We start from the raw sequence: 20216 nt of genomic DNA, 5'->3' as shown, positions 1-20216 counted from the left end.
TCGTCCGGGGTCCGGGTGGTGTGCCGGGATGTCCGTAGCCTTCGGGATCGTGGCGGTGGCCTCGTCCCCTTGTTGTCACCATTTGAGCAGAAGCCCTACAGTTGGTGCAACGGACCGGCCCCAGAGTAGTCAATCTGATCAACCACAGCCCGGACCGCGAACAGGAAGTGGTCATTTTGCAGGAGCTCGACGCGACGGACCGGCGGATCCTCGCCGCGCTGGACGAAGATCCCCGCGTGCCGGTCATGGTGCTGGCGCAGAAGCTGGGCCTGGCCCGCGGCACCGTCCAGTCCCGCCTGGAACGGATGTCGGCGTCGGGCGCGCTCCGGCCGAACAGCAGCCGGGTGCTGCCGTCCGCCCTGGGCCGCGGCGTGGCGGCCGCGGTCAGCGCGGAACTGGACCAGAGCCACCTCAACGAGGCAATCGCCGCCCTGCGCAACATCCCTGAGGTGCTCGAATGCCACGCCCCGGCCGGCGACACCGATCTCCTGATCCGGGTGGTGGCCAAGAGCCCGGACGATCTCTACCGCGTGTCAGAGGAAATCCGGCTGTGTCCCGGAATCGTCCGGACCTCAACGAGCATGTTCCTGCGCGAGGTCATTCCCTACCGGACCACGGGACTGCTCGGCGCCTGAGCAGGCGGCCGCGTCTAGACCGGCGGCCCGGCGTTGGCCTTCAGGTTCTTCATGACCAGCGTTGACGTCAGTCGCTCGACGCCGGGCAGCGAGGTCAGTTCACTGTCGTAGAAACGCTGGTAGGAGGGCAGGTCCTCCGCGATGACCTTGAGCAGGTAGTCCGGCGACCCGAAGAGCCGCTGGGCCTCGACGATGTTGGGATTGCCGGCCACCCGGCTCTCGAAGATCTCCATGGTGGAACGGTCCACCTGGCGCAGGGTCACGAACACGATCGCCTCGAAACCGAGCCCCACCGCGGCCGGATCAATGTCCGCCCGGTAGCCCCGGATGATCCCGGCGGCCTCCAGATCCCGCAGCCGGCGGTGGCACGGGGCCACGGTCAACCCCACCTTGGCCGCCAAGGCCGTGGCAGTCATCCGGCCGTCCGATTTGAGGTAACGCAAAATACTTCTGTCAATGGCGTCAATCACGCAATTATCTTACCCAATAGCGGTGATTCTTCAGTAAATAAGCGAGCACTTCCCGGCCGAATTTGCCTAGAGTTTTTCTTGTACCCGCCACGGGGTGCCGCATTCCTGGAGCCCGCCATGAACCCCCAGCTTTTCCTCGCCTTCATGGTTGTCGCCGTCGCCCTGGCATGCACCCCCGGCGTCGACTGGGCCTATTCGATCGCGGCCGGGCTCCGGCAGCGCAGCTTCGCGCCCGCCGTCGCCGGTCTTTGCGGGGGCTACGCCCTCCACACGGCGTTGCTTGTGCTGGGCCTGGCGGCACTGCTCGCCGGGATGCCCGGCGTGCTGGGCTGGCTGACCGCGGCGGGCGCCCTCTACCTGCTGTGGCTGGGCTTCAGCACCCTGCGGTCCTGGCGCGGGGCCAGCTTCAGCACCGGTACCGCTGCTCCCGGTGCCGCCACACCCGCGAGCCAGTTCCGGGTCTTCCTCCAGGGCATGGGCATCAGCGGGATCAACCCCAAGGGCCTGCTGTTCTTCGTGGCCCTGGTGCCGCAGTTCGTCAGCCCTGACGCCGCGTGGCCGGTTCCGGTCCAGTCGGGTCTGCTCGGGCTGACCTTCATCCTGCTCGTGGGCGTCATCTACAGCTGTGTGGCACTCCTGGCGCGGAAACTGCTGCAGGCCAGGCCGGGCGCAGCGCGCCAAGTGACGCTGGCCAGCGGGATCATCATGCTGGCCCTGGGCGCCTTGCTGCTCGCCGAGCAGATCGTGCCCGCCCTCAGCGCAGCCATGACGCACGGGTGAGGGCGCGAATCCGCCCTGGGGCTACTTGCGCTGCATGTACCACTCGGTGAAGGACGACGCGCGGCCGTCCGCGGTCAGTTGGATGACCCACAAGTTGTCATAGCTCCGGCTGTTGCCGCGATACGTCGTCAGGCCCTGCACAAACGCCCGGCCGCCGTCGACCCCCAGCAGCTTCCATTCAAACATCCAGTCATCCGGCTCATCACGCCCGGCAAGCCAGTGCTCCACGATATCGTCCCGGCCCTGCCATGGTTCGGCTTCCTGGGGGCTGGTCGCATAGATGGCGTCCTCGGTAAACAGCGCCCGGATGTCCTCCGGATCGTTCGTCGTCCACGCTGTGATGTAGTGCTGCATCCAGCGCTCCACCGCATCTCTCATGCCTCGTTTGTACTCCCCGCCCCAGGGGCCCGCAAGAGTAGTGGATACGTGGATTTGGCCGCGATCGGGCGTGGAAGCCCGTCAGTCGTCGTCAGCGCGCCCGTATTCGCGGTCCCAGAGTTCGTGCATTTCGGCGTCTTTGCGGATGGCTTTCACGGCCTCCAGCTGTGCCGGTTTGTGGCGCTGCCAGTCCCGGCCGCCGAGGGTCTTGCGGCCCGCCTCGAGGAGGAGCAGGGCGGTGTCAGTCAGCGCGTCGCTGCGGAGGGTGAAGTCAGTCTTCCTGCGCCGCAGGACTTCCTGCAGGGCCGAACGGGAAGCGGTGTAGGCGCCGAGCCTGCGCAGCGACCGGGCACGCACCAGCAGCAGCGCCGCGGACAGATCGTCCGCGTTCAGCAGGCCCTCGGTCTCTGCCACCACGTCGACGTCGCGTCCCAGCTCGGCCTCCAGCGAACAGCGCGCCAGGGCGAGCGGCAACGACGGCGGCAGGCCGGCCAGCGCCGCCAGCGCCGCCTCCGTCTGGCCGGTCTCGCGCAGGGAATGGGACAGCGCCAGGAACACGGCCTCCTCGGAGAAGAGCACCGGAACCTCAATCCGCTCGGCCACCTCCACCCTGGTGACCACGCCGGCCAGGTATTCGCCGGCGTAGCGGTTGGCGTCCTCGTCGTTCCGCAGTCTCAGGCCGTGCTGCAGGAGTTCGGACGCGCGCAGGTGCCCGCCGTGGGCGTACGCCAGCAGCCCGGCCATGAGGTAGCACACCCCCGCCCAGCCGGGGTAGGAGCGGGCCAGGGTTATCAGGCGGTCAGGATCGGTGCTGCCGAAGACGGCGGAGTGCACGGCTTTCATCCTCTTGGCGGAGGTCCGGCCCCCTACCCTGCCCAGCCGGGGCACCCCGCCTTCGGCGGCCAGCGTCCCGGGTGCCCGGCCCGCCATGAGTCCGGCCACCGCGCCGCCCACGGTGCCGGCCAGGCCGCGGACGGGTGTCCGGACCACTACCTTGCGGAAGGGCGTCAGGTCGCGGGTGTCCGTGTACGGCCTGCGCTGGCCGTCGGGACTTTCGCCGTCAGCAAGCCGGCCAGCGGGAATGCGGCCGTCAGGAATTTGGGGGGCGGATTCGCCAAGTCCGGCGCTCATTCCCCCATGGTAGTAGGCTCCGGCAGGCCGCTGCTAGGCCGCCGAGGCCACCCAGAGGCCGATCACCCAGGTGCTCGCGGCGAGGCACGCGAGGCCGAATTCCACGATCATGCCCAGGCCCGTGGCCTTCAGCGCGGCCCAGCTCGAGGCCACTGCGGTGCCGAACACGCGGGTGCGCTGCAGCTCGCTGAGCAGGAGCCCGGCGGCGAAGCCCACAAAGAGCCCCACCACGGGGATGACGAACATGCCGGCCACGCCCAGCACGAGGCCCACCACCACGGAACGGCTCGGGATGCTGTGCTGCTTGAGCTTCCGGCCGGTAAGGACAGTGCTCGCGGCCAGGCCGGCCAGAACGAAAAGCATCCCGATCCCGAAGACCACCCAACCGGTGGTCCCGGCGCCGCCCCACAATGCCCAGGCAAGCAGGCTCGCCCCGATCAGGATGCTGCCGGGCAGAACGGGAATGATCGTCCCGGCAACGCCCACCACGATGGCGAGGCCGCAGAGCACTGTCACGACAATCTCGGGGTTCATGGCCCCAGTCTATGGCCGGCGCCTAACTTCCGGACGGCTCCCCGAACGACAGCGGCGGCGCTCCCCCTCAGGGAAGCGCCGCCGTCGTCGTCCGGTGTCGGATGCCTTCTGACGCGGTCCTGCTACTCGGCGGCCACCGCCGCGGCGACTGCGGCGGAGACGGCCGGGGCCACGCGCGGATCCAGCGGGCTGGGCACGATGTAGTCCGCGGAAAGGTCGTCCTCGGCCAGTTCCGCGATGGCCCGGGCCGCGGCGAGCTTCATGGCCGGCGTGATCCGGCGGGCGCCGGCGTCGAGGGCGCCGCGGAAGATGCCGGGGAAGGCCAGGACATTGTTGATCTGGTTCGGGAAGTCGCTGCGTCCGGTGGCGACGACGGCCGCGTACTTGCTCGCGACCTCCGGCAGGACTTCCGGGTCCGGGTTCGACAGGGCGAACACGATCGAGCTGTGGTTCATCAGCTTGAGGTGCTCCTCGTCCAGCTTCGAAGAGGAGACCCCGACGAACACGTCGGCGCCGAGCAGCGCCTCCCCCGGGCCGCCTGTCACGCCACGCGGGTTGCTGCGGGCGGCGAGCTGGGCCTTCTTGCTGGCCGGATCGGCGGCGATGTCCGCGCGGTCCTTGTTGATGGTGCCGCGGGAGTCCAGGAGGACGACGTCGCCGATTCCGGCCGTCAGCAGGATTTCGGCGACCGCGATCCCGGCGGCCCCGGCGCCGGAGACCACCACACGCAGGCTGTCGAGGGTCCGGCCGGTCACCTTGGCGGCGTTGGTCAGGGCGGCGAGGACTACGACGGCGGTGCCGTGCTGGTCATCGTGCATGACCGGGCAGTCCAGCGCCTCGATGAGTTTCTCCTCGAGTTCGAAGCAGCGGGGCGCGGCGATGTCCTCAAGGTTGACGGCGCCGAAACTGGGGCGCAGCCGGACAAGGGTCTCGATGATTTCGTCGACGTCGGTGGTGTTGAGGACCAGCGGGATGGAGTCGAGTTCGCCAAAGGCCTTGAACAGCGCGGACTTGCCCTCCATCACGGGCAGCGAGGCGCTGGCGCCGATGTTGCCCAGCCCCAGCACGGCCGTGCCGTCGCTGACCACCACCACGAGGCGCTGGGCCCACGTGAGCGTCTTGGCGAGCTCCGGGTTGGCGTGGATGGCGCGGCTGACCTGGGCGACACCAGGCGTGTAGGCGATGGAGAGGTCGCGCTTGCTGGCAAGCGGGACGGTGCTGGAAATCGACAGCTTGCCGCCCTCGTGGGATGCGAAGATTTCCTCGTCGCTGAGCACGGCTACTGGCTCAGCCGGGGAGGGGGAATCGGCGGGAATGATCGTTTCAGTGGACACGTCGTTGTCTCCTGGGGCTCACCGTGGGCGCACGGCTCATGGAAGCTCAAGCAAGGATGCTCAAGTTGGTCTGGCAGGGGCGGCGGCGACCAGAGGTGGCGGTCGCCGGTGTTTCCCCGATTTGCCGGCATCAGCCGGCTCCGGTCCAGCAATGGTAAACAGGGCATCGCGCCCGTTACGCCCGCGGGGAGCGTTACCCACCCGTGGTGAAACGTTTCTTCTCCAGAATATGTGACCCGGATCACGCGCGGGAGGGCATATTCCGGGCCGCTGGTCTAGACCAGTTACGCGGCCTGCGGGGTCCGCTGCAGGAGGGAACAGGCCTTCTTCAGGTCCTCCTCCGCTTCGAAGAGGGACAGCCGGCGGCAGCGGACGGCCTGGACCAGGCCCGTAACCGTCAGCAGCAGGACCCGGGCCACGGCCGGGTCGCCGCACGCCGCCGTGACTGCCTTCTCGGCCGTCGCATCGATCTCGCGCAGCAGCCGCGTTGTGTCGTTGTCCTTGACGTAGACCGCCCGGTTGAGGGACTGCTCCACGGCGGGCTGCATCAGGCGCATGTGGAAGATCTCCATCACCACTCCCGCGAGGGCCTGGGCCGCGACCTTGCCGGCCGCCGGCGAGCTCCCCGCGAGCAGTTCGCCCAGTTGCTTGCGGTACAGCGCCAGGACCAGCTGGGTGGCCGACGGGAAGTAGCGGTACAGCGTCCCCAGTGGCACGTCCGCCTTGGCCGCCACCTCGGACAGGACCACGGAGTCCAGGCCCTTGCGGGCAAACCCCGCGGCGACATCTAGGATCCGCACGTAACGGAGCCGCTGCCGGGGCAGAGTGGGTGGAGGGGCCATCGGTGGAAGATCTGAGTGAAAATCAGGCATCAGCAGCGTTCCGGGGGTCGTTTTTCTCGGCAGCCGGGCGCGATCCGCCCACCGCGCTGCCGCGGCAATTGCCGTCCACTATACGCCACGAATCCGGGCGCCCGGCGAGGAGACCGGGGCTCCGAGGCCCCCTGCACGGAACGCGGGCGGCTCAGTCCACGCCCTTGATCTTCACCACGAACACGGCCCCCAGGAGCCCAATCACGGCGGCCGCCAAGTACAGCGCCACATAGCCGCCCCAGAAGGCAACAAAGGGGTACGCGATCAGCGGGGCGAGCACTTGCGGCAGCGAGTTGGCAATGTTGATGACGCCAAGATCCCTGCCCCGGTTCAGGGCCGTGGGCAGCACCTGGGTAATGAGGGCAAAATCCACCGCCAGATAGCAGCCGAAGCCGATGCCGAGCACGGAGGCGCCGACCAGCGCACCCGGCCAGGTGGGCGCGAACGCAAGAATGAGGGAGGCTGCGGCGATCACGGCGGAAGAGATGATGACCAGCGGCTTCCGGCGGCCCAGGCGGTCGCTCAGCCGGCCGCCGACCACGCTGGTGATGATCACCATGACCGCATACAGGCCCGTGAGGATCAGGACGCCAAACTCGGGCTCGATACCCTGGGTTTCGCGGACGCGGACGGCGTCGTTGAGGAAAAACAGCAGGTAGAGGGTGATCATATGGTTGCCGATGTTCACCAGGAGCCGTGTCAGCCAGGCCCAGGCAAAATCCGGATGGCGGGCCGGGGAAATCCAAAAACCCCGCACAAAGCCGCCCAGACTGAACGGCGGACGGGCCTGCGCAGGCAGCGGAACGTCGTCGTTCTTGAAGTAATAGAGCACGACGCCGGCGAGCAGCGCCACCGCGCAGACAACATACCCCGCGGCGAAGTTTCCGGCGACGGCGGCGGCGATCACCGCCCCTGCCAGGATTCCCGCTGTCTGGCCCATGGCGGCAAGGCCGCCGACGGTGCCGCGCTGGGGTACCGGCACGCGGTCCGGGATGGCCGCCGTGATGGCCGCATAGGCGCCGTTGCAGCCGGCCTGGACGAGGCACCAGAGCAGCGTCATTGCGGCAACGCCCGGGGCGCCGGCCAGCGCGATCAGGGCCGCGGCACCCAGGACGGCACCGAAGAGCACCCACGGCACCCGCCGCCCCCGGCGCGCGGTGGTCCGGTCGCTGAAGGCGCCGAAGAGGGGGTTGGCCACCAGGGACACGGCCGCACCCGCACCCGTCACGAGGGCGAGGATGGCTTCCTTGTCCGGTTCGCTGAAGGCTGCCGCCTGTTGGCCGAGGAGCACCTGGAGCGGGCCGAAGAATGCCGCGTTGATGCCGACGTTGACCAGCACCATCCCTGCCGTCCAGACAGGCCGGACGCGGCGTTCGGGTTCGGCGAGCGCCGGCGCGGTGGTATCGGACATGCTCATGGCTCCCCCTGGAACTGATGATCAGGCATATGTATCAGTGCGCAGCCAGACTACCGGGACTCGGCAGATCTGGGCGCAATGTGCGAGTCTCGGTCATGAAACACGCTGCCAACCCGCTCTGCCACGCCATCCGGTTAACACTCAAGGAGTCACTGTGAACGCTTCCGCCCTGAATACCGCAGACCTTTACGACGAGCGCGGCGGGGAGCTGGAATCCGTGTCGGTGCAGTTCCAGTCCCTGGGCGGGCACACGCATTTCAGCGGGCCGGTCCGGACTATCCGCTGCTTTGAGGACAACGCGCTGGTCAAGTCCGTGCTGGCCGCTCCCGGCCACGGCTCCGTCCTGGTGGTCGACGGCGCCGGTTCCCTTCGCACCGCACTGATGGGGGACATGATCGCGGCGAGCGCCGTCGCGAACGGCTGGGCCGGCGTCGTTATCAACGGTGCCATCCGGGACCGGCTCGCCATCGCGGGGCTGCCGCTCGGGGTTAAGGCACTGGGCAGCAACCCGCGCAAGAGCGCCAAGGACGGCGCCGGGGCAATCGACGTGCCCCTGGAAATCGACGGCGTGGCCATCCGCCCCGGCGTGATGATCTGGTGCGATCCGGACGGGATCCTGGTCGAACGCTAAGGACTTTCTTCTCCCCGAGGTAGTGGCGGGAACAATTCAGCCAGTAACATAGTTACTGAAAGCAACTATCCGCTTAATCCCCCACTTCACCTTGGAGCAGTCATGTCCAAAACCACCTCCGTGCGCGCCGCGGGAGAGGTCCTGACCCACCGTCAGACCATCACCGTCATGGTGGGACTCATGCTCGGCATGTTCCTGTCTTCGCTGGACCAGACGATCGTGTCCACCTCGATCTACACGATCGCCAACGACCTCGACGGCCTCTCCCTGCAGGCCTGGGCCACCACCGCCTACCTCATCACCTCCACGGTGAGCACGCCGCTCTACGGCAAGCTCAGTGACATCTTCGGGCGCCGCCCGCTGTATCTCATCGCCATCGTGATCTTCCTCGCCGGTTCGCTCTACGCCGGCTCGGTCCACTCAATGACCGAGCTCGCCATTGCCCGCGGCATCCAGGGCATGGGCGCCGGCGGCCTCCTGGCCCTCGCCCTGACCATCATCGGCGACATCGTGCCGCTCAAGGACCGGGCCAAGTACCAGGGCTACTTCATGTCGGTCTTCGGCATCTCCTCCGTCCTGGGCCCGGTGATCGGCGGCGCCTTCGCGGGCACCGAAACCATCCTCGGGATCGACGGCTGGCGCTGGGTGTTCCTGATCAACATCCCGATCGGTCTCGCGGCCCTCACGGTGGTGTTCATGTACCTGCACCTCCCCGCCAAGCACGTGAAGCAGAAGATCGACTACTGGGGCGCCGCGGCCATCACGCTGGCCATTGTGCCGCTCCTCCTCGTGGCCGAACAGGGCCGCACCTGGGGCTGGAGCTCCGCGAACTCCTACCTCTGCTACGCACTCGGCGTCGTGGGCATCATCGCGTTCCTGCTGGCCGAACGGCACGCCGCCGACTACGCGCTGATCCCGCTCCGGCTGTTCCAGAACATCACCTTCGGCCTGTCCTCGCTGCTGAACTTCATCATCGGCATCGGCATGTTCGGCGCCATCGCGATGCTGCCCATGTACCTGCAGCTGGTCAAGGGCCTGACCCCCACCGAGGCCGGCCTCATGATGATCACTTTCACCGTGGGCATCCTCACCGGCTCCATCACAGCGGGCCGGACCATCTCGGCCTCGGGCACCTACCGGATCTTCCCGATCCTTGGCACCGCAACGCTGACGGCGGCCGCCGTCGTCATGGGCCTCTCCCTCGGCGTGGACACCCCGCTGTGGGTCCCCGGCGCCATCGCCGTGTTCTTCGGCCTGGGACTGGGCTTCTGCATGCAGCCCCTGACGCTGGCCATGCAGGTCTCCGTGCCCTCGAAGGACATGGGCGTGGGCACTTCCTCCGCCGCGTTCTTCCGTTCCATGGGCGGCGCGGTTGGCACGGCAGTGTTCATCTCGATGCTTTTCAGCCTCGCGGCGGACAAGATCGCCACGGGCATGAAGGACGCCGCGCAGAATGCTGACTACCTCAAGGTGCTCAAGGATCCGGCCGTGGCCGCCGACCCGGCCAACGCCCAGCTCTACGACTTCTTCAAGAACGGCGCCAGCAACGACTCGCTGAACGACACCAGCTGGCTGCACACGGCCAACTCGACGCTCACCCGTCCCATCGTCGAGGGCTTCGCGCAGTCGATCGACGCGGTCATGCTCACGGCCGCCGTGCTCACCGGCATCGCCTTCCTGATCACGTTCGCCCTGCCGAACAAGAAACTCACGGACCCGAAGGCGGTTGCCCGCGAGGGCGCCGTGGCCGCCGCCCACTAGGCGGTCACGAGGTCTGGAACACGACGACGGCCGGCAGTCTTGTGGACTGCCGGCCGTCGTCGTCTGTCCTCAGCCGCAGCAGCGGCAAAGTGTATGTTTCGTCTCACTTTCCAGTGGTTGTGACAGGGGGCACGCGGGGGCGGGTGTAAGACTGGGTAGTTGCGGCGAAGGCCGTGGACCGCGAACTGCCAAGGGAGCCGTATGACCACCACCCATGACCAGACCGCCGCCAAGATCCCAAAAAGGGTCATTTGGCTGGCCGTAGCGGGCGCCGTCGGCGGCTTCCTCTTCGGCTTTGACTCCTCCGTCGTCAACGGCGCCGTCGACGCGATCAAGGACGAGTTCGCCCTCAGCGAGGCCGTGACCGGCTTCGCCGTCGCCGTGGCCCTCCTCGGCTGCGCGGCAGGGGCCTACCTGGCCGGCAAGATCGCCGACCGCTACGGCCGGATCCCGGCCATGAAGCTGGGCGCGCTGCTGTTCCTGGTCAGCGCCATCGGCACCGGGTTCGCGTTCGGCGTCTGGGACCTGATCTTCTGGCGTCTGGTGGGCGGGCTCGGCATCGGCCTGGCCTCGGTGATCGCGCCGGCCTACATTTCCGAAATCTCCCCCCGCCACGTCCGGGGCCGCCTGGCCTCGCTGCAGCAGCTGGCGATCACCACCGGCATCTTCGCCGCCCTGCTCTCAGACGCCGTGTTCGCGACGTCGGCCGGCGGCGCGGACCAGGCCCTGTGGCTGGGTTTGGAAGCCTGGCGCTGGATGTTCATGGCCGCCGCCGTCCCCGCGGTCGTCTACGGCTGGATCGCCTTCACCCTGCCCGAATCGCCGCGGTTCCTGGTGTTCCAGGGCAAGGACGAAGAAGCCCTCAGGGTCTTCAAGTCGATCGCACCGGACGAGGACTCGGACCGGCACCTGCGCGACATCAAGAAGGCCATCGACGAGGACAAGTTCGCCGGCCAGAAGGGATCCCTGCGCGGCAAGGCCCTGGGCCTGCAGCCGGTGGTCTGGATCGGCATCATCCTGTCCGTGCTGCAGCAGTTCGTCGGCATCAACGTGATCTTCTACTACTCCACCACGCTGTGGAAGGCGGTGGGCTTCCAGGAAAAGGATTCGCTCACCATCTCCGTGGCCACCGCCGTCACCAACATCCTGGTCACGCTCGTGGCAATCGCCCTGGTGGACCGGATCGGTCGCCGTCCGATCATGTTGGCCGGCTCCATCGGCATGGCCCTCTCGCTGGGCACCATGGCGCTGGCCTTCGGCTCGGCCACCGGGTCCGGCGACGCGATCTCGCTGCCCGGGGCGTGGGGGCCGGCGGCGCTGGTCGCCGCCAACGTCTTCGTCATCAGCTTCGGCGCCTCCTGGGGCCCGCTGGTGTGGGTACTGCTGGGGGAGATCTTCCCGTCCCGGATCCGCGCCCGGGCCCTGGGCCTGGCCGCGGCCGCGCAGTGGATCGCCAACTTCGCCATCACCCTGAGCTTCCCGGTTATGGCCGCGGCCTCCCTGCCGCTGACGTACGCCATGTACGCGCTGTTCGCGGCGGCGTCGTTCTTCTTTGTCATGTTCAAGGTCCCGGAGACCAACGGCATGTCCCTGGAGCAGGCCGAAACCCTGTTCGTACCGAAGGGATCCGCGAAGGAAGCCGCCAAGGAATCCGCGAAAGAGTCCGCCAGGGCCTGAGCCGGCGCTTCTGTCAGGCCCGCCGCGCCTTCAGCGTTCCGACAAAGAACGCCCATGCTTCCTCGGAAGCATGGGCGTTCTTTGTCACCTCAGCGGGTTCTGCACAACACCGGGCGTTGCTACACCACGTGCGGCTCGTGCGCCGCCAGGTAGCGGCGTCCGCCGAAGACGACGGCAATGGCGGCCACCATGGCCAGCGCGCCGGCGAAGAAGGGCACCTGCGGGCCGAAGTGCTCGCCCAGCTGCGCCGCGGCAAACGGTGCCAGGGCGCCGCCCATCCAGCGCACGAAGTTGTAGCCGGCGGAGGCCACCGGCCGCGGCGAGTCGGACACGCCCATGGCCAGCTCCGTGTAGATGGTGTTGTTGATGCCCAGGAGCGCCCCGGAAATGACCACGAGGACGACGACGGCCGGCACCGAGTGCCCGGCGGCCAGGCCCAGTCCCACAAGGTCGAGCATCAGCAGGACCAGGGTGCCGGTGAGGACCCGGACCGCTCCGAAGCGGTTCTGCAGCACGGGGGCGGCAAACACTGAGAAGACCGCGACCGCCACACCCCAGCCGAAGAACACCCCGCCGATCCCGTAGGCGTCCATGCCGAGGATGAAGGGCGTGAAGGCGAGGACGGTGAAGAAGCCGTAGTTATAGAACAGGCCGCTGGCCGCCGTCGTCCGCAGCCCCTTGTGCCCCAGGGCCAGCAGCGGATCCCGGAGCCGGACTTTCCGCTCGGGCAGCGGCGTCTTGGGCAGCAGGGCAATGAGCGCGATGAAAGCGGAGGCCATCAGCACGGCCGTACCGAAGAACGGGGCGCGCCACTGCCAGCCGCCCAGCAGTGCGCCCAGGAGCGGGCCGAGGGAAATGCCCAGGCCGAGCGCGGCCTCGTACAGGATGATCGCCGTGCCGGCGCCGCCGCTTGCGACGCCGACAATCACGGCCAGCGCCGTGGCCACGAACAGGGCGTTGCCCAGCCCCCAGCCGGCGCGGAAGCCGATGAGCTCAGCCACGCTGCCCGACGTGCCGGACAGGGAGGCGAACACGACGATGACCGCCAGCCCGATCAGCAGCGTCCGCTTCCCGCCGATCCGGGAGGAGACGTAGCCGGTGATCAGCATGGCGACTGCGGTCACCAGGAAATAGCTTGTGAAGAGCAGCGACACCTGGCTCGGCGAGGCGTCCAGGTTCTTGGCGATCGCCGGCAGGATGGGGTCCACCAGCCCGATCCCCATGAAGGCGAACACCGCCGCGAGGGCCGTGGCCCACACCGCCTTGGGCTGTTTGAGCAGTGAGGCCTTCTCGGCCTCGAGGGTTACTTCCGCTGCCGGCAGGGTGTCGGCGGGCTGGCCGTGCATGGGGGCACTCCTAAGTGATTGGAATTGTTGGGTGAAGATCAGGCAAGGAGCGTCGCGTTGATCCTGCCGATGACCGGGAGGGCGGCCGCGAGGGCGGCGCGGTCTTCGCCCGAAAGGGACGAGAGGACGCCGGCCATGACGGTGTTCCGGCGCTCGTTGGCGGATGCGACGGCGGCGAGGCCGGCGTCCGTGAGGGTGACCCGGACGGCGCGGGAATCGTCGGGGTCCGGCTCGCGCCGGGCGAGGCCGGCGCGCTCGAGCTTGATGATCTGCTCGGTGGCACTGGGCACCTTGACCCCCAGGTTCCGGGCGATTTCGCCTACCCGCACGCCACCTGCGGCGGGCCCGGCGTCCAACAGCATCTTGAGCATGCTGAGCTGTGCGGCGCTGAGTTCGCCGTCGGCGTCCAGGCGGCGGACGAGGTAGATGCTGTGGCGGAGGGCCTCGCGGAAGTCCTCGGCGAGAGCGAGGAGGCCGGGGTCAGCCGGTTCACTGGCGTTCATAGTTAGGTAGCCTAACAGTTAGGCAACCTAAAGGTCAAGGACTCTCGTTGCCCTATGACTCCCGGGTGCTAAAACCGTCGGATAGCAGCCAAAAGTGATAGGGCAACGGGGGTGTGAGGGGCTCAAAAACGCCGGCGCCGGAACTCAGGTGAGTTCCGGCGCCGGCCCAGCTAGGGCGTTGATCAGACGACCGCCTTGGCCTCCTCGATGAGGGAGGAGACGGCGGCAAAAAGCGGGTGGTCCGCCGGCAGGCCAGTGATCTCCTCCGTGGCCTCGTCCGGCGTGGACGCGGAGAGGATTTTCGCCAGCTCCACGGCCTCGGCGTCGGCCGGATCATTGAAACGCAGGGCGGCGGCGATGGCCCCGAGCAGCGCCTCGGGGACAATTCCGCGTTCGGCCAGCTCGGCAGCGGGACCGATGAAGCGCTCGTGCCGGCTGAGTTTGCGCAGCGGGGCACGGCCCACCCGCGTGACGGTGTCCGGCAGGTGCGGGTTCGAGAAGCGGCCCAGGATTTTTTCCACGTACGCCTCCTGCTCGGCCCGGTTGAAGCCGTGCTTGGCCACCAGCAGCTCCTTGGTTTCGTCCAGGACGGCGCGCACATCGGCCGCGACATCCTGGTCGGCCATGGCCTCGGAAATCTTGCCCAGGCCGGCCTCGAATCCGAAGTAGGCCGCCGCCGCGTGCCCCGTGTTGACGGTGAACAGCTTCCGCTCGATGTACGGTGCGAGATCGTCCACGAACGTCGCGCCCGGGACCACCGGCTCCTTCCCGGCGAACGGGGTACGGTCGATTACCCACTCATAGAACGTCTCCACCGTGACGTCCAGGCCCTGCCCGGCCTCCTGGTTCGGCACAATCCGGTCCACCGCCGTGTTGGCAAACACGGCGGCCGCGTCCAGGGCGCCCGCGGCGGGGTCCCACTGGGCAACGACCTCGGACTTCAGGATGTCCGTGGCGTTGATCGCGTTCTCGCACGCCATCACCTGCAGCGGCGCCAGCCCGGCGGCACGGGCGGCAATCCCCTTGGCGATCACGGGCGCCACGAACTTCAGGATGTGCGGCCCCACGGCGGTGGTGACGATGTCCGCCGTCGCGATTTCCGCGACGACGTCGGCTTCCTGGGTGCCGGAGTTCAGCGCCCGGAAGTTGTTGACGGTACGGACGGCGGGGTTCTCTCCGACTTCGTGGACCTCGTAGCTGTCCGCGGCGGCCAGCTCGGTGATGAGGGCGTCCGCGACGTCGGCGAACACCACCTCATACCCTGCGTCGTGCAGCAGCAGGCCCACGAAGCCGCGCCCGATGTTTCCGGCTCCGAAATGAACAGCCTTCACTAGGAGTTGACCTTTCCGAACAGGGCCAGCACTTCGTCAACCGTGGTGGCCGCCTCGAGCTGGGCCACCTGGGCCTTGTTGGTGAAGACCTTGGCGATTGAGGACAGGATGTGCAGGTGTTCGTTGTTGACGCCGGCCACACCGACGACGAACTTCACTTCCTTGCCGTTCCAGTCGATGCCGTTCGGGTAGCGGATAACGGAGACCGCCGACTTCATGATGTGGTCCTTCGCGGCGTTGGTGCCGTGCGGGATGGCCAGGAAGCTGCCCATGTACGTGGAGACGGATTCCTCGCGTTCGTGCATGGCGTCCACGTAGCCGGAGTCGACGGCGCCGCGGTCCAGCAGAAGCTGCCCGGCCTCGTCGATCGCGGCGTCCCGCGTGGTCGCGTGGCCGTTGAGGACGACGCTTTCGGCCACCAGGATGCCGGCGGGACCCTCCTCGGCTTCTGCCTCGGCGGCCGCGGGGGCGGTGCCGGCGGCGGCCGCGGCAGGGGTCGTTTCCGTGGTGCCGGCTTCCGTGTTGCTGGCCTCGACCAGTTCTACGATCTCGTCGTACCGCGGGCTGTTCATGAAGTTGTCCACAGAGACATGCACGGCGCTGGCGGTCGCGGGCTTGGCCCGTTCGGTCAGGTCCTGGTGGGTGATGACGACGTCGTACGTGTCGGTGAGGTTGGCGATCGCGGAGTTGGTGACCTTGACGTCCGGGAATCCGGCGGCCTTGATCTTGTTGCGGAGCACCGAGGCGCCCATCGCGCTGGAGCCCATGCCGGCGTCGCAGGCAAAGACGATGTTCTTGATCGGGGTGGCGAGGACGGCGACGCCGCTGGCACCCACGCCCTCACCGATCAGGGCTGCGGACACCGAGCTCTTCTTGCCCTTCAGGGCCTCCATCCGGTGGGTGGCCTGATCGAGGTCGTCTTCGGCGGGCGCCTTGCTGGCTTTCAGGACCACCGAGGCGATCAGGAAGGACACCGTGGTGGCAAAGAGGACGGAGAGCGTCACGCCGACGTAGCTGTCGCGTGCCGTTGAGGCGTAGACCGCGATGATGCTGCCCGGGGCTGCCGGGGACCGGAGTCCGGCGCCGGTGACCACGAGCGTGAAGATGCCGGTCATGCCGCCGCCGATCGCGGCGAAGATCGTCATCGGCTTCATCAGGACGTACGGGAAGTAGATCTCATGGATACCGCCGACGAACTGGATCACGGCTGCGCCCGGCGCGGACGCCTTGGCCAGACCCTTGCCGAAGAATGAAAAGGCGAGCAGGATGCCGAAGCCCGGACCGGGGTTGGCTTCGAGCAGGAACAGGATGGACTTGCCCTGCTCGAGCGCCTGCTGCGTGCCCAGCGGGGTGAGGATGCCGTGGTTAACGGCGTTGTTGAGGAACAGGACCTTTGCGGGCTCGATGAAGATGCTGGTGAAGGGCAGCAGGCCGTTGGTGACCAGGAATTCGACCACGGCGCTGGCGCCATTGCTGAAGGCCTTCACAATCGGGCCGACCACCAGCATGCCGACGACCGCCATGGCGGCGGCAACGATGCCTGCCGAGAAGTTGTCGATCAGCATTTCGAAGCCGGGCTTGACGCGGCCTTCCCAGATCTTGTCCAGCTTCATCATGATCCAGGCAGTGAGCGGGCCAAGGATCATGGCGCCGATGAACATGGGGATGTCGGTACCGACGATGACGCCCATGGTGGCCACCGCGCCCACCACGCCGCCGCGCACGCCGTAGACCATCCGGCCGCCGGTGTAGCCGATCAGCAGCGGGAGCATGTACGTGATCATGGGCCCGACAAGCTTGCCGAGCTCCGCATTGGGGAAGAAGCCGGCCGGGATGAAGAGCGCCGTGATGAAGCCCCAGGCGATGAAGGCGCCGATGTTGGGCATGATCATTCCGGACAGGAACGTCCCGAATTTCTGGACGTGTACGCGCATGCTGGTGCGTGGTTTCGCAACTGTCTCTGTTGCCATGTGAGTTCCTAACCGTCGTTCCCGCTGCATTGCAGGATGGTCCGATAATTTCGCCGAGCTAGCTGGTGGAGCTGTTGGAGATCCGGTGGAGCCATTCGAGGAAGAGCTTGAGTTCCGAGCTGGAGAGCTGGTCCGAGTGGGACGCCTGGAGTGCTGCGTTCAATGCGATGGCCGCCACAACCACTGAGGACTTTCCGCTGTCGACAGAACCGTTGTCCCGGGCCTGCTCGGTGGAAACCGCAAAGATCATGGCGTCACGGGTCATGGCGGAGAGCTCGAGGTTCCGCTCCGGCACCTTTTCCGCGATCAGCATGAGGGTCATGCCCACATTGGCCGCCAGGATGGACCTGGCCGCCTCCTTGGGCGGGACGTTGAGCTGGCCGGAGACAGCCGCCTTGTTCAGCATTTCCTCCATGAGGGCCTCGGCATCGGCGACGATGGCCGGGCGGCTCTCAGGGCGGATATTGCCGAACATGACGAGGTACAGTTCCGGCTGTTTCAGCCCGAACTGGACATGGTTGTCCCACATCCTCCGGATGTCCTCCAGAGGTTGGCCAGAGGGCGCGAAGTCACGTTCGCCCGCGACATATTCGTCGAACCCTGCTGCGACGACGGCGTCGAACAGCCCTTCCTTGTCACCAAAGTGGTGGTAGAGGGTCGGTGCCGTGACACCGGCCAGCTGCGTGATCTGGCGGGTCGAGACTGCGGATCCGCCGGAGTTGGCCAGCAGCTCGGCGGCCGCACGCAGCAGCCGGGCCTTGGGTGGTAGCTGGCCATCGATACTCATAACCGCTACCCTAGCACCTATAGCAACGCTATATGAACTGCATCACATACAATTTTTCCAGGTGCCGTGACCCGCCCGCTGCCGCAGCCGTCAGCCGCAGGCGCAGATGATCAGCAGGGTCGCTGCGGCACCTGGTTTACCGGCTTAGTGGCCACTGGCCTACGACAGAAAATGAGGACCTTCAGTGCAGAACTTCCCAGGAGTAGGCGTTAGCCCCGGCCGCATCATCGGTACCGTCCGGCAGATGCCCAAACCGATCAGCGAACCGCCTGCCGGAGAGCAGCTTCCCGCCGGCGTCACGGCGGAGGACGCGACGGCGGCGCTGAAGGCCGCGGCGAAATCCGTCCACGACGAACTGAAGGCCCGGTCCGAGACCGTCTCGGGCGACGGCAAGGCCGTCCTCGAGGCCACGGCCCTCATGGCCACTGACACCATGCTGCTCAAATCCGCCGCCAAACTGATCGGCCGCGGCACCTCCGGGCAGCGTGCAATCTGGGAAGCCGGCGCCTCGGTCTCGGAGATGCTGCACAACCTGGGCGGCTACATGGCCGAGCGCGCCACGGACGTCCTGGATGTCCGCTCCCGGATCGTGGCGGAACTGCGCGGAGTCCCCGCGCCGGGCATTCCCGTGTCCCCCACCCCGTTCATCCTCATCGCCGAGGACCTGGCCCCGGCCGATACCGCCACTCTGGATCCGGAAAAGGTCCTGGCGCTGGTCACCGCCGGTGGCGGCCCACAGTCCCACACCGCGATCATCGCCCGCTCGCTGGGTCTGCCGGCCGTGGTCGCCGCCGTCGGGGTCGACGAGCTCGCCGACGGCACCGAGGTGTACGTGGACGGTGCGGCCGGCCTCATCACCGCGAACCCGGACGAGTCCCAGCGCGCGGCCGCAGCCCACTGGGCCGCCACCGCGTCGCTGCTTGCCGCCTTCGACGGGACCGGCACGACGGCGGACGGCCACCTCGTGCCGCTCCTGGCCAACGTCGGCGGCGCCAAGGACGCCGTGGCCGCGGCCGGCCTGAACGCCCAGGGCGTGGGACTGTTCCGGACCGAGTTCTGCTTCCTGGAGCGGGACACCGAACCGACCGTGGAGGAACAGGCCGCCGCCTACCAGGGCGTCTTCGACGCCTTCCCGGGCAAGAAAGTGGTGCTCCGCACGCTGGATGCCGGAGCGGACAAGCCGCTGCCGTTCCTGACCGACGCCACCGAGCCCAACCCGGCCCTGGGCGTCCGCGGCTACCGGACCGATTTCACCACGCCGGGGGTCCTTGAGCGCCAGCTGCAGGCCATTGCCCTGGCGGAAAAGGCATCCGAGGCCGATGTCTGGGTGATGGCCCCGATGATTTCCACCGCTGAGGAGGCGGCCCGCTTTGCCTCGCTGTGCACCGCGGCAGGGATCAAGACGCCCGGCGTCATGGTGGAGGTCCCGTCGGCGGCGCTGACGGCCGAGGCCATCCTCCGCGAGGTCGGCTTCGCCAGCCTGGGCACCAATGACCTCACCCAGTACGCCATGGCGGCGGACCGCCAGCTCGGCCCGCTGGCCGCCCTGAACACCCCCTGGCAGCCGGCCGTACTGCGGCTCGTGGGCCTGACCGTGGAAGGTTCCGCGGCCGAGGGCCACAACAAGCCAGTGGGCGTGTGCGGCGAGGCCGCGGCGGACCCTGCCCTCGCCGTCGTCCTCACGGGGCTGGGCGTCACCACGCTGTCCATGACGGCGCGTTCCATCGCGGCCGTCGCCGCCGTGCTGAAGACCGTCACGCTGGCTGAAGCCCGGGAGCTTGCCAAGCTGGCCTTGTCCGCGCCGAGCGCTACCGAGGCCCGGGCCTGGGTGCGGGCAAAACTGCCGGTCCTGGAGGACCTTGGGCTGTAGCTGCTGCCGCTAGGATGCACTCATGGCACTGATAGCCCCCCGGGTGACGGCCGGCCTCCCGGCCGAGGATGCGCAGAACCTCAGGTACGCCCTCGACGGCAGCCACGACATCACGGTGTTCGTGGACGGCACCGTCCACCGGCTGCCGCCCGCGGCGCGGGACGCCGTCGTCGATCTGCTGGACCGCTTCAGCCGCGGCGAGGCCGTGACGGTCAGCAGCGTCGAGGAAATGCTGACGACGTCCCGGGCCGCGGAGCTTGCGGGGATCTCGCACACGTATCTGCGGAACATGACCGACCGCGGCGAGATCCCGGTGGAATACCGCGGAACGCACCGCCGGATCCGGTTGGCCGACATCATGGCGTGGCTCGAAACGCAGAAGAAGAACGGTGCGGGCGTCGGGACGCCGGCCGGCCAGGATGACGAGGCTGCCAGTGCTTCATGAAGCAGTGATAAGGATCAAGCAACGATCCCGGTCCGGCGCGGAAGCACTGATATCCCGCGGGTTAAGCTTGGAATGTGGGTAAATTCAGAGGGTGGCACATCGTGGCAGGGATCGCCGCCATGCTGCTCGCTGGCATCTTCGGAACCGCCATGGGCCTGAACAACACCGCCACGTATCTGGCAAGCGGCGTCGCTTTCGTAGCGGTGTCGCTCTGGGTGGACAGCCGGATTTCCCGCCGCCGCAGTGCCGCCGGCATCGCCCGCCCCGGCCAGGACCTTGGCCAGGACGCTGGCCACGACGCGAAGCCGGCCCTCGACGCCGACCCCTCCAAGCGCGAGGGCTAA

General features: G+C 67.7%; 20 protein-coding genes. 8 read left to right on the top strand and 12 right to left on the bottom strand.

Features of this window, described 5'->3' with window-relative positions; translation table 11 throughout:
- Window positions 1–176 precede the first annotated feature (176 nt).
- Window positions 177–635: an Lrp/AsnC family transcriptional regulator gene (locus AC1DFR_RS19110; protein ID WP_176803545.1), complete on the top strand. Its 459-nt coding sequence runs from the start codon at window positions 177–179 to the stop codon at window positions 633–635.
- A gap of 14 nt (window positions 636–649) precedes the next feature.
- Here AC1DFR_RS19110 and AC1DFR_RS19105 read toward each other — a convergent pair whose 3' ends face one another.
- Window positions 650–1105: an Lrp/AsnC family transcriptional regulator gene (locus tag AC1DFR_RS19105; protein ID WP_079555658.1), complete on the bottom strand. Its 456-nt coding sequence runs from the start codon at window positions 1103–1105 to the stop codon at window positions 650–652.
- 117 nt (window positions 1106–1222) lie between these two features.
- Between AC1DFR_RS19105 and AC1DFR_RS19100 the strand changes: the two genes are divergently transcribed.
- A complete protein-coding gene (locus tag AC1DFR_RS19100; RefSeq protein WP_476874188.1) occupies window positions 1223–1885 on the top strand; it encodes a LysE family translocator in 663 nt (220 codons plus the stop codon).
- Between the two features lie 21 nt (window positions 1886–1906).
- On the opposite strand, the gene AC1DFR_RS19095 is transcribed toward AC1DFR_RS19100, so the two are convergent.
- From AC1DFR_RS19095 to AC1DFR_RS19070, 6 genes are all read right to left on the bottom strand, one after another.
- Window positions 1907–2263: a nuclear transport factor 2 family protein gene (locus AC1DFR_RS19095; RefSeq protein ID WP_028277562.1), complete on the bottom strand. Its 357-nt coding sequence runs from the start codon at window positions 2261–2263 to the stop codon at window positions 1907–1909.
- A gap of 81 nt (window positions 2264–2344) precedes the next feature.
- A complete protein-coding gene (locus tag AC1DFR_RS19090; RefSeq protein ID WP_476874187.1) occupies window positions 2345–3394 on the bottom strand; it encodes a hypothetical protein in 1050 nt (349 codons plus the stop codon).
- A gap of 33 nt (window positions 3395–3427) precedes the next feature.
- Window positions 3428–3928, bottom strand: a complete 501-nt coding sequence (locus tag AC1DFR_RS19085; RefSeq protein WP_230007333.1) for a DUF456 domain-containing protein — start codon at window positions 3926–3928, stop codon at window positions 3428–3430.
- 122 nt (window positions 3929–4050) lie between these two features.
- Window positions 4051–5244, bottom strand: coding sequence for an NAD(P)-dependent malic enzyme (locus AC1DFR_RS19080; protein ID WP_476874194.1), 1194 nt, complete (start codon window positions 5242–5244; stop codon window positions 4051–4053).
- A 302-nt stretch (window positions 5245–5546) separates the two neighbouring features.
- Window positions 5547–6104: a TetR/AcrR family transcriptional regulator gene (locus AC1DFR_RS19075; RefSeq protein WP_476857711.1), complete on the bottom strand. Its 558-nt coding sequence runs from the start codon at window positions 6102–6104 to the stop codon at window positions 5547–5549.
- A gap of 181 nt (window positions 6105–6285) precedes the next feature.
- Entirely contained in the window at window positions 6286–7551 is a 1266-nt protein-coding gene (locus AC1DFR_RS19070) for an MFS transporter (protein WP_476874186.1), read from the bottom strand.
- A 154-nt stretch (window positions 7552–7705) separates the two neighbouring features.
- On the opposite strand from AC1DFR_RS19070, the gene rraA reads away from it, so the two are divergent.
- From rraA to AC1DFR_RS19055, 3 genes are all read left to right on the top strand, one after another.
- Window positions 7706–8182, top strand: a complete 477-nt coding sequence (gene rraA / locus AC1DFR_RS19065) for a ribonuclease E activity regulator RraA (RefSeq protein WP_223914960.1) — start codon at window positions 7706–7708, stop codon at window positions 8180–8182.
- A gap of 102 nt (window positions 8183–8284) precedes the next feature.
- Window positions 8285–9943, top strand: a complete 1659-nt coding sequence (locus tag AC1DFR_RS19060) for an MDR family MFS transporter (RefSeq protein WP_476851446.1) — start codon at window positions 8285–8287, stop codon at window positions 9941–9943.
- Window positions 9944–10144: 201 nt separating this feature from the next.
- Window positions 10145–11620, top strand: a complete 1476-nt coding sequence (locus tag AC1DFR_RS19055) for a sugar porter family MFS transporter (RefSeq protein WP_476874185.1) — start codon at window positions 10145–10147, stop codon at window positions 11618–11620.
- A gap of 119 nt (window positions 11621–11739) precedes the next feature.
- On the opposite strand, the gene AC1DFR_RS19050 is transcribed toward AC1DFR_RS19055, so the two are convergent.
- From AC1DFR_RS19050 to AC1DFR_RS19030, 5 genes are all read right to left on the bottom strand, one after another.
- Complete coding sequence (locus AC1DFR_RS19050) at window positions 11740–12966, bottom strand: MFS transporter (RefSeq protein ID WP_028277571.1); 1227 nt, start codon at window positions 12964–12966, stop codon at window positions 11740–11742.
- A gap of 38 nt (window positions 12967–13004) precedes the next feature.
- Window positions 13005–13469 (bottom strand): MarR family winged helix-turn-helix transcriptional regulator, encoded by a 465-nt coding sequence (locus tag AC1DFR_RS19045; protein WP_223914957.1) that lies wholly within the window; start codon window positions 13467–13469, stop codon window positions 13005–13007.
- Window positions 13470–13651: 182 nt separating this feature from the next.
- The gene (locus AC1DFR_RS19040; protein ID WP_476874184.1) at window positions 13652–14800 is read right to left on the bottom strand and encodes a mannitol-1-phosphate 5-dehydrogenase; all 1149 of its coding nucleotides are present in this window, start codon (window positions 14798–14800) and stop codon (window positions 13652–13654) included.
- Window positions 14800–16770, bottom strand: a complete 1971-nt coding sequence (locus tag AC1DFR_RS19035; RefSeq protein WP_476874183.1) for a PTS mannitol transporter subunit IICBA — start codon at window positions 16768–16770, stop codon at window positions 14800–14802. Before AC1DFR_RS19035 ends, AC1DFR_RS19040 begins: the two co-directional genes overlap by 1 nt.
- A gap of 58 nt (window positions 16771–16828) precedes the next feature.
- On the bottom strand, window positions 16829–17557 hold the full coding sequence (locus AC1DFR_RS19030; RefSeq protein WP_028277575.1) for a TetR/AcrR family transcriptional regulator: 729 nt from the start codon (window positions 17555–17557) through the stop codon (window positions 16829–16831).
- Window positions 17558–17741: 184 nt separating this feature from the next.
- Here AC1DFR_RS19030 and ptsP point away from each other — a divergent pair, with 184 nt between their 5' ends.
- From ptsP to AC1DFR_RS19015, 3 genes are all read left to right on the top strand, one after another.
- Window positions 17742–19427 carry a phosphoenolpyruvate--protein phosphotransferase gene (gene ptsP, locus AC1DFR_RS19025; RefSeq protein ID WP_223914954.1) on the top strand — a complete coding sequence of 562 codons (1686 nt, stop codon included), beginning with the start codon at window positions 17742–17744 and terminating at the stop codon, window positions 19425–19427.
- Window positions 19428–19449: 22 nt separating this feature from the next.
- On the top strand, window positions 19450–19872 hold the full coding sequence (locus AC1DFR_RS19020) for a helix-turn-helix domain-containing protein (protein WP_476874182.1): 423 nt from the start codon (window positions 19450–19452) through the stop codon (window positions 19870–19872).
- Between the two features lie 74 nt (window positions 19873–19946).
- Complete coding sequence (locus AC1DFR_RS19015; RefSeq protein WP_230006918.1) at window positions 19947–20216, top strand: hypothetical protein; 270 nt, start codon at window positions 19947–19949, stop codon at window positions 20214–20216.

It is taken from the genome of Arthrobacter sp. 05T410 (assembly GCF_056396505.1).
This window is presented reverse-complemented; position numbering and strand designations above follow the sequence as displayed.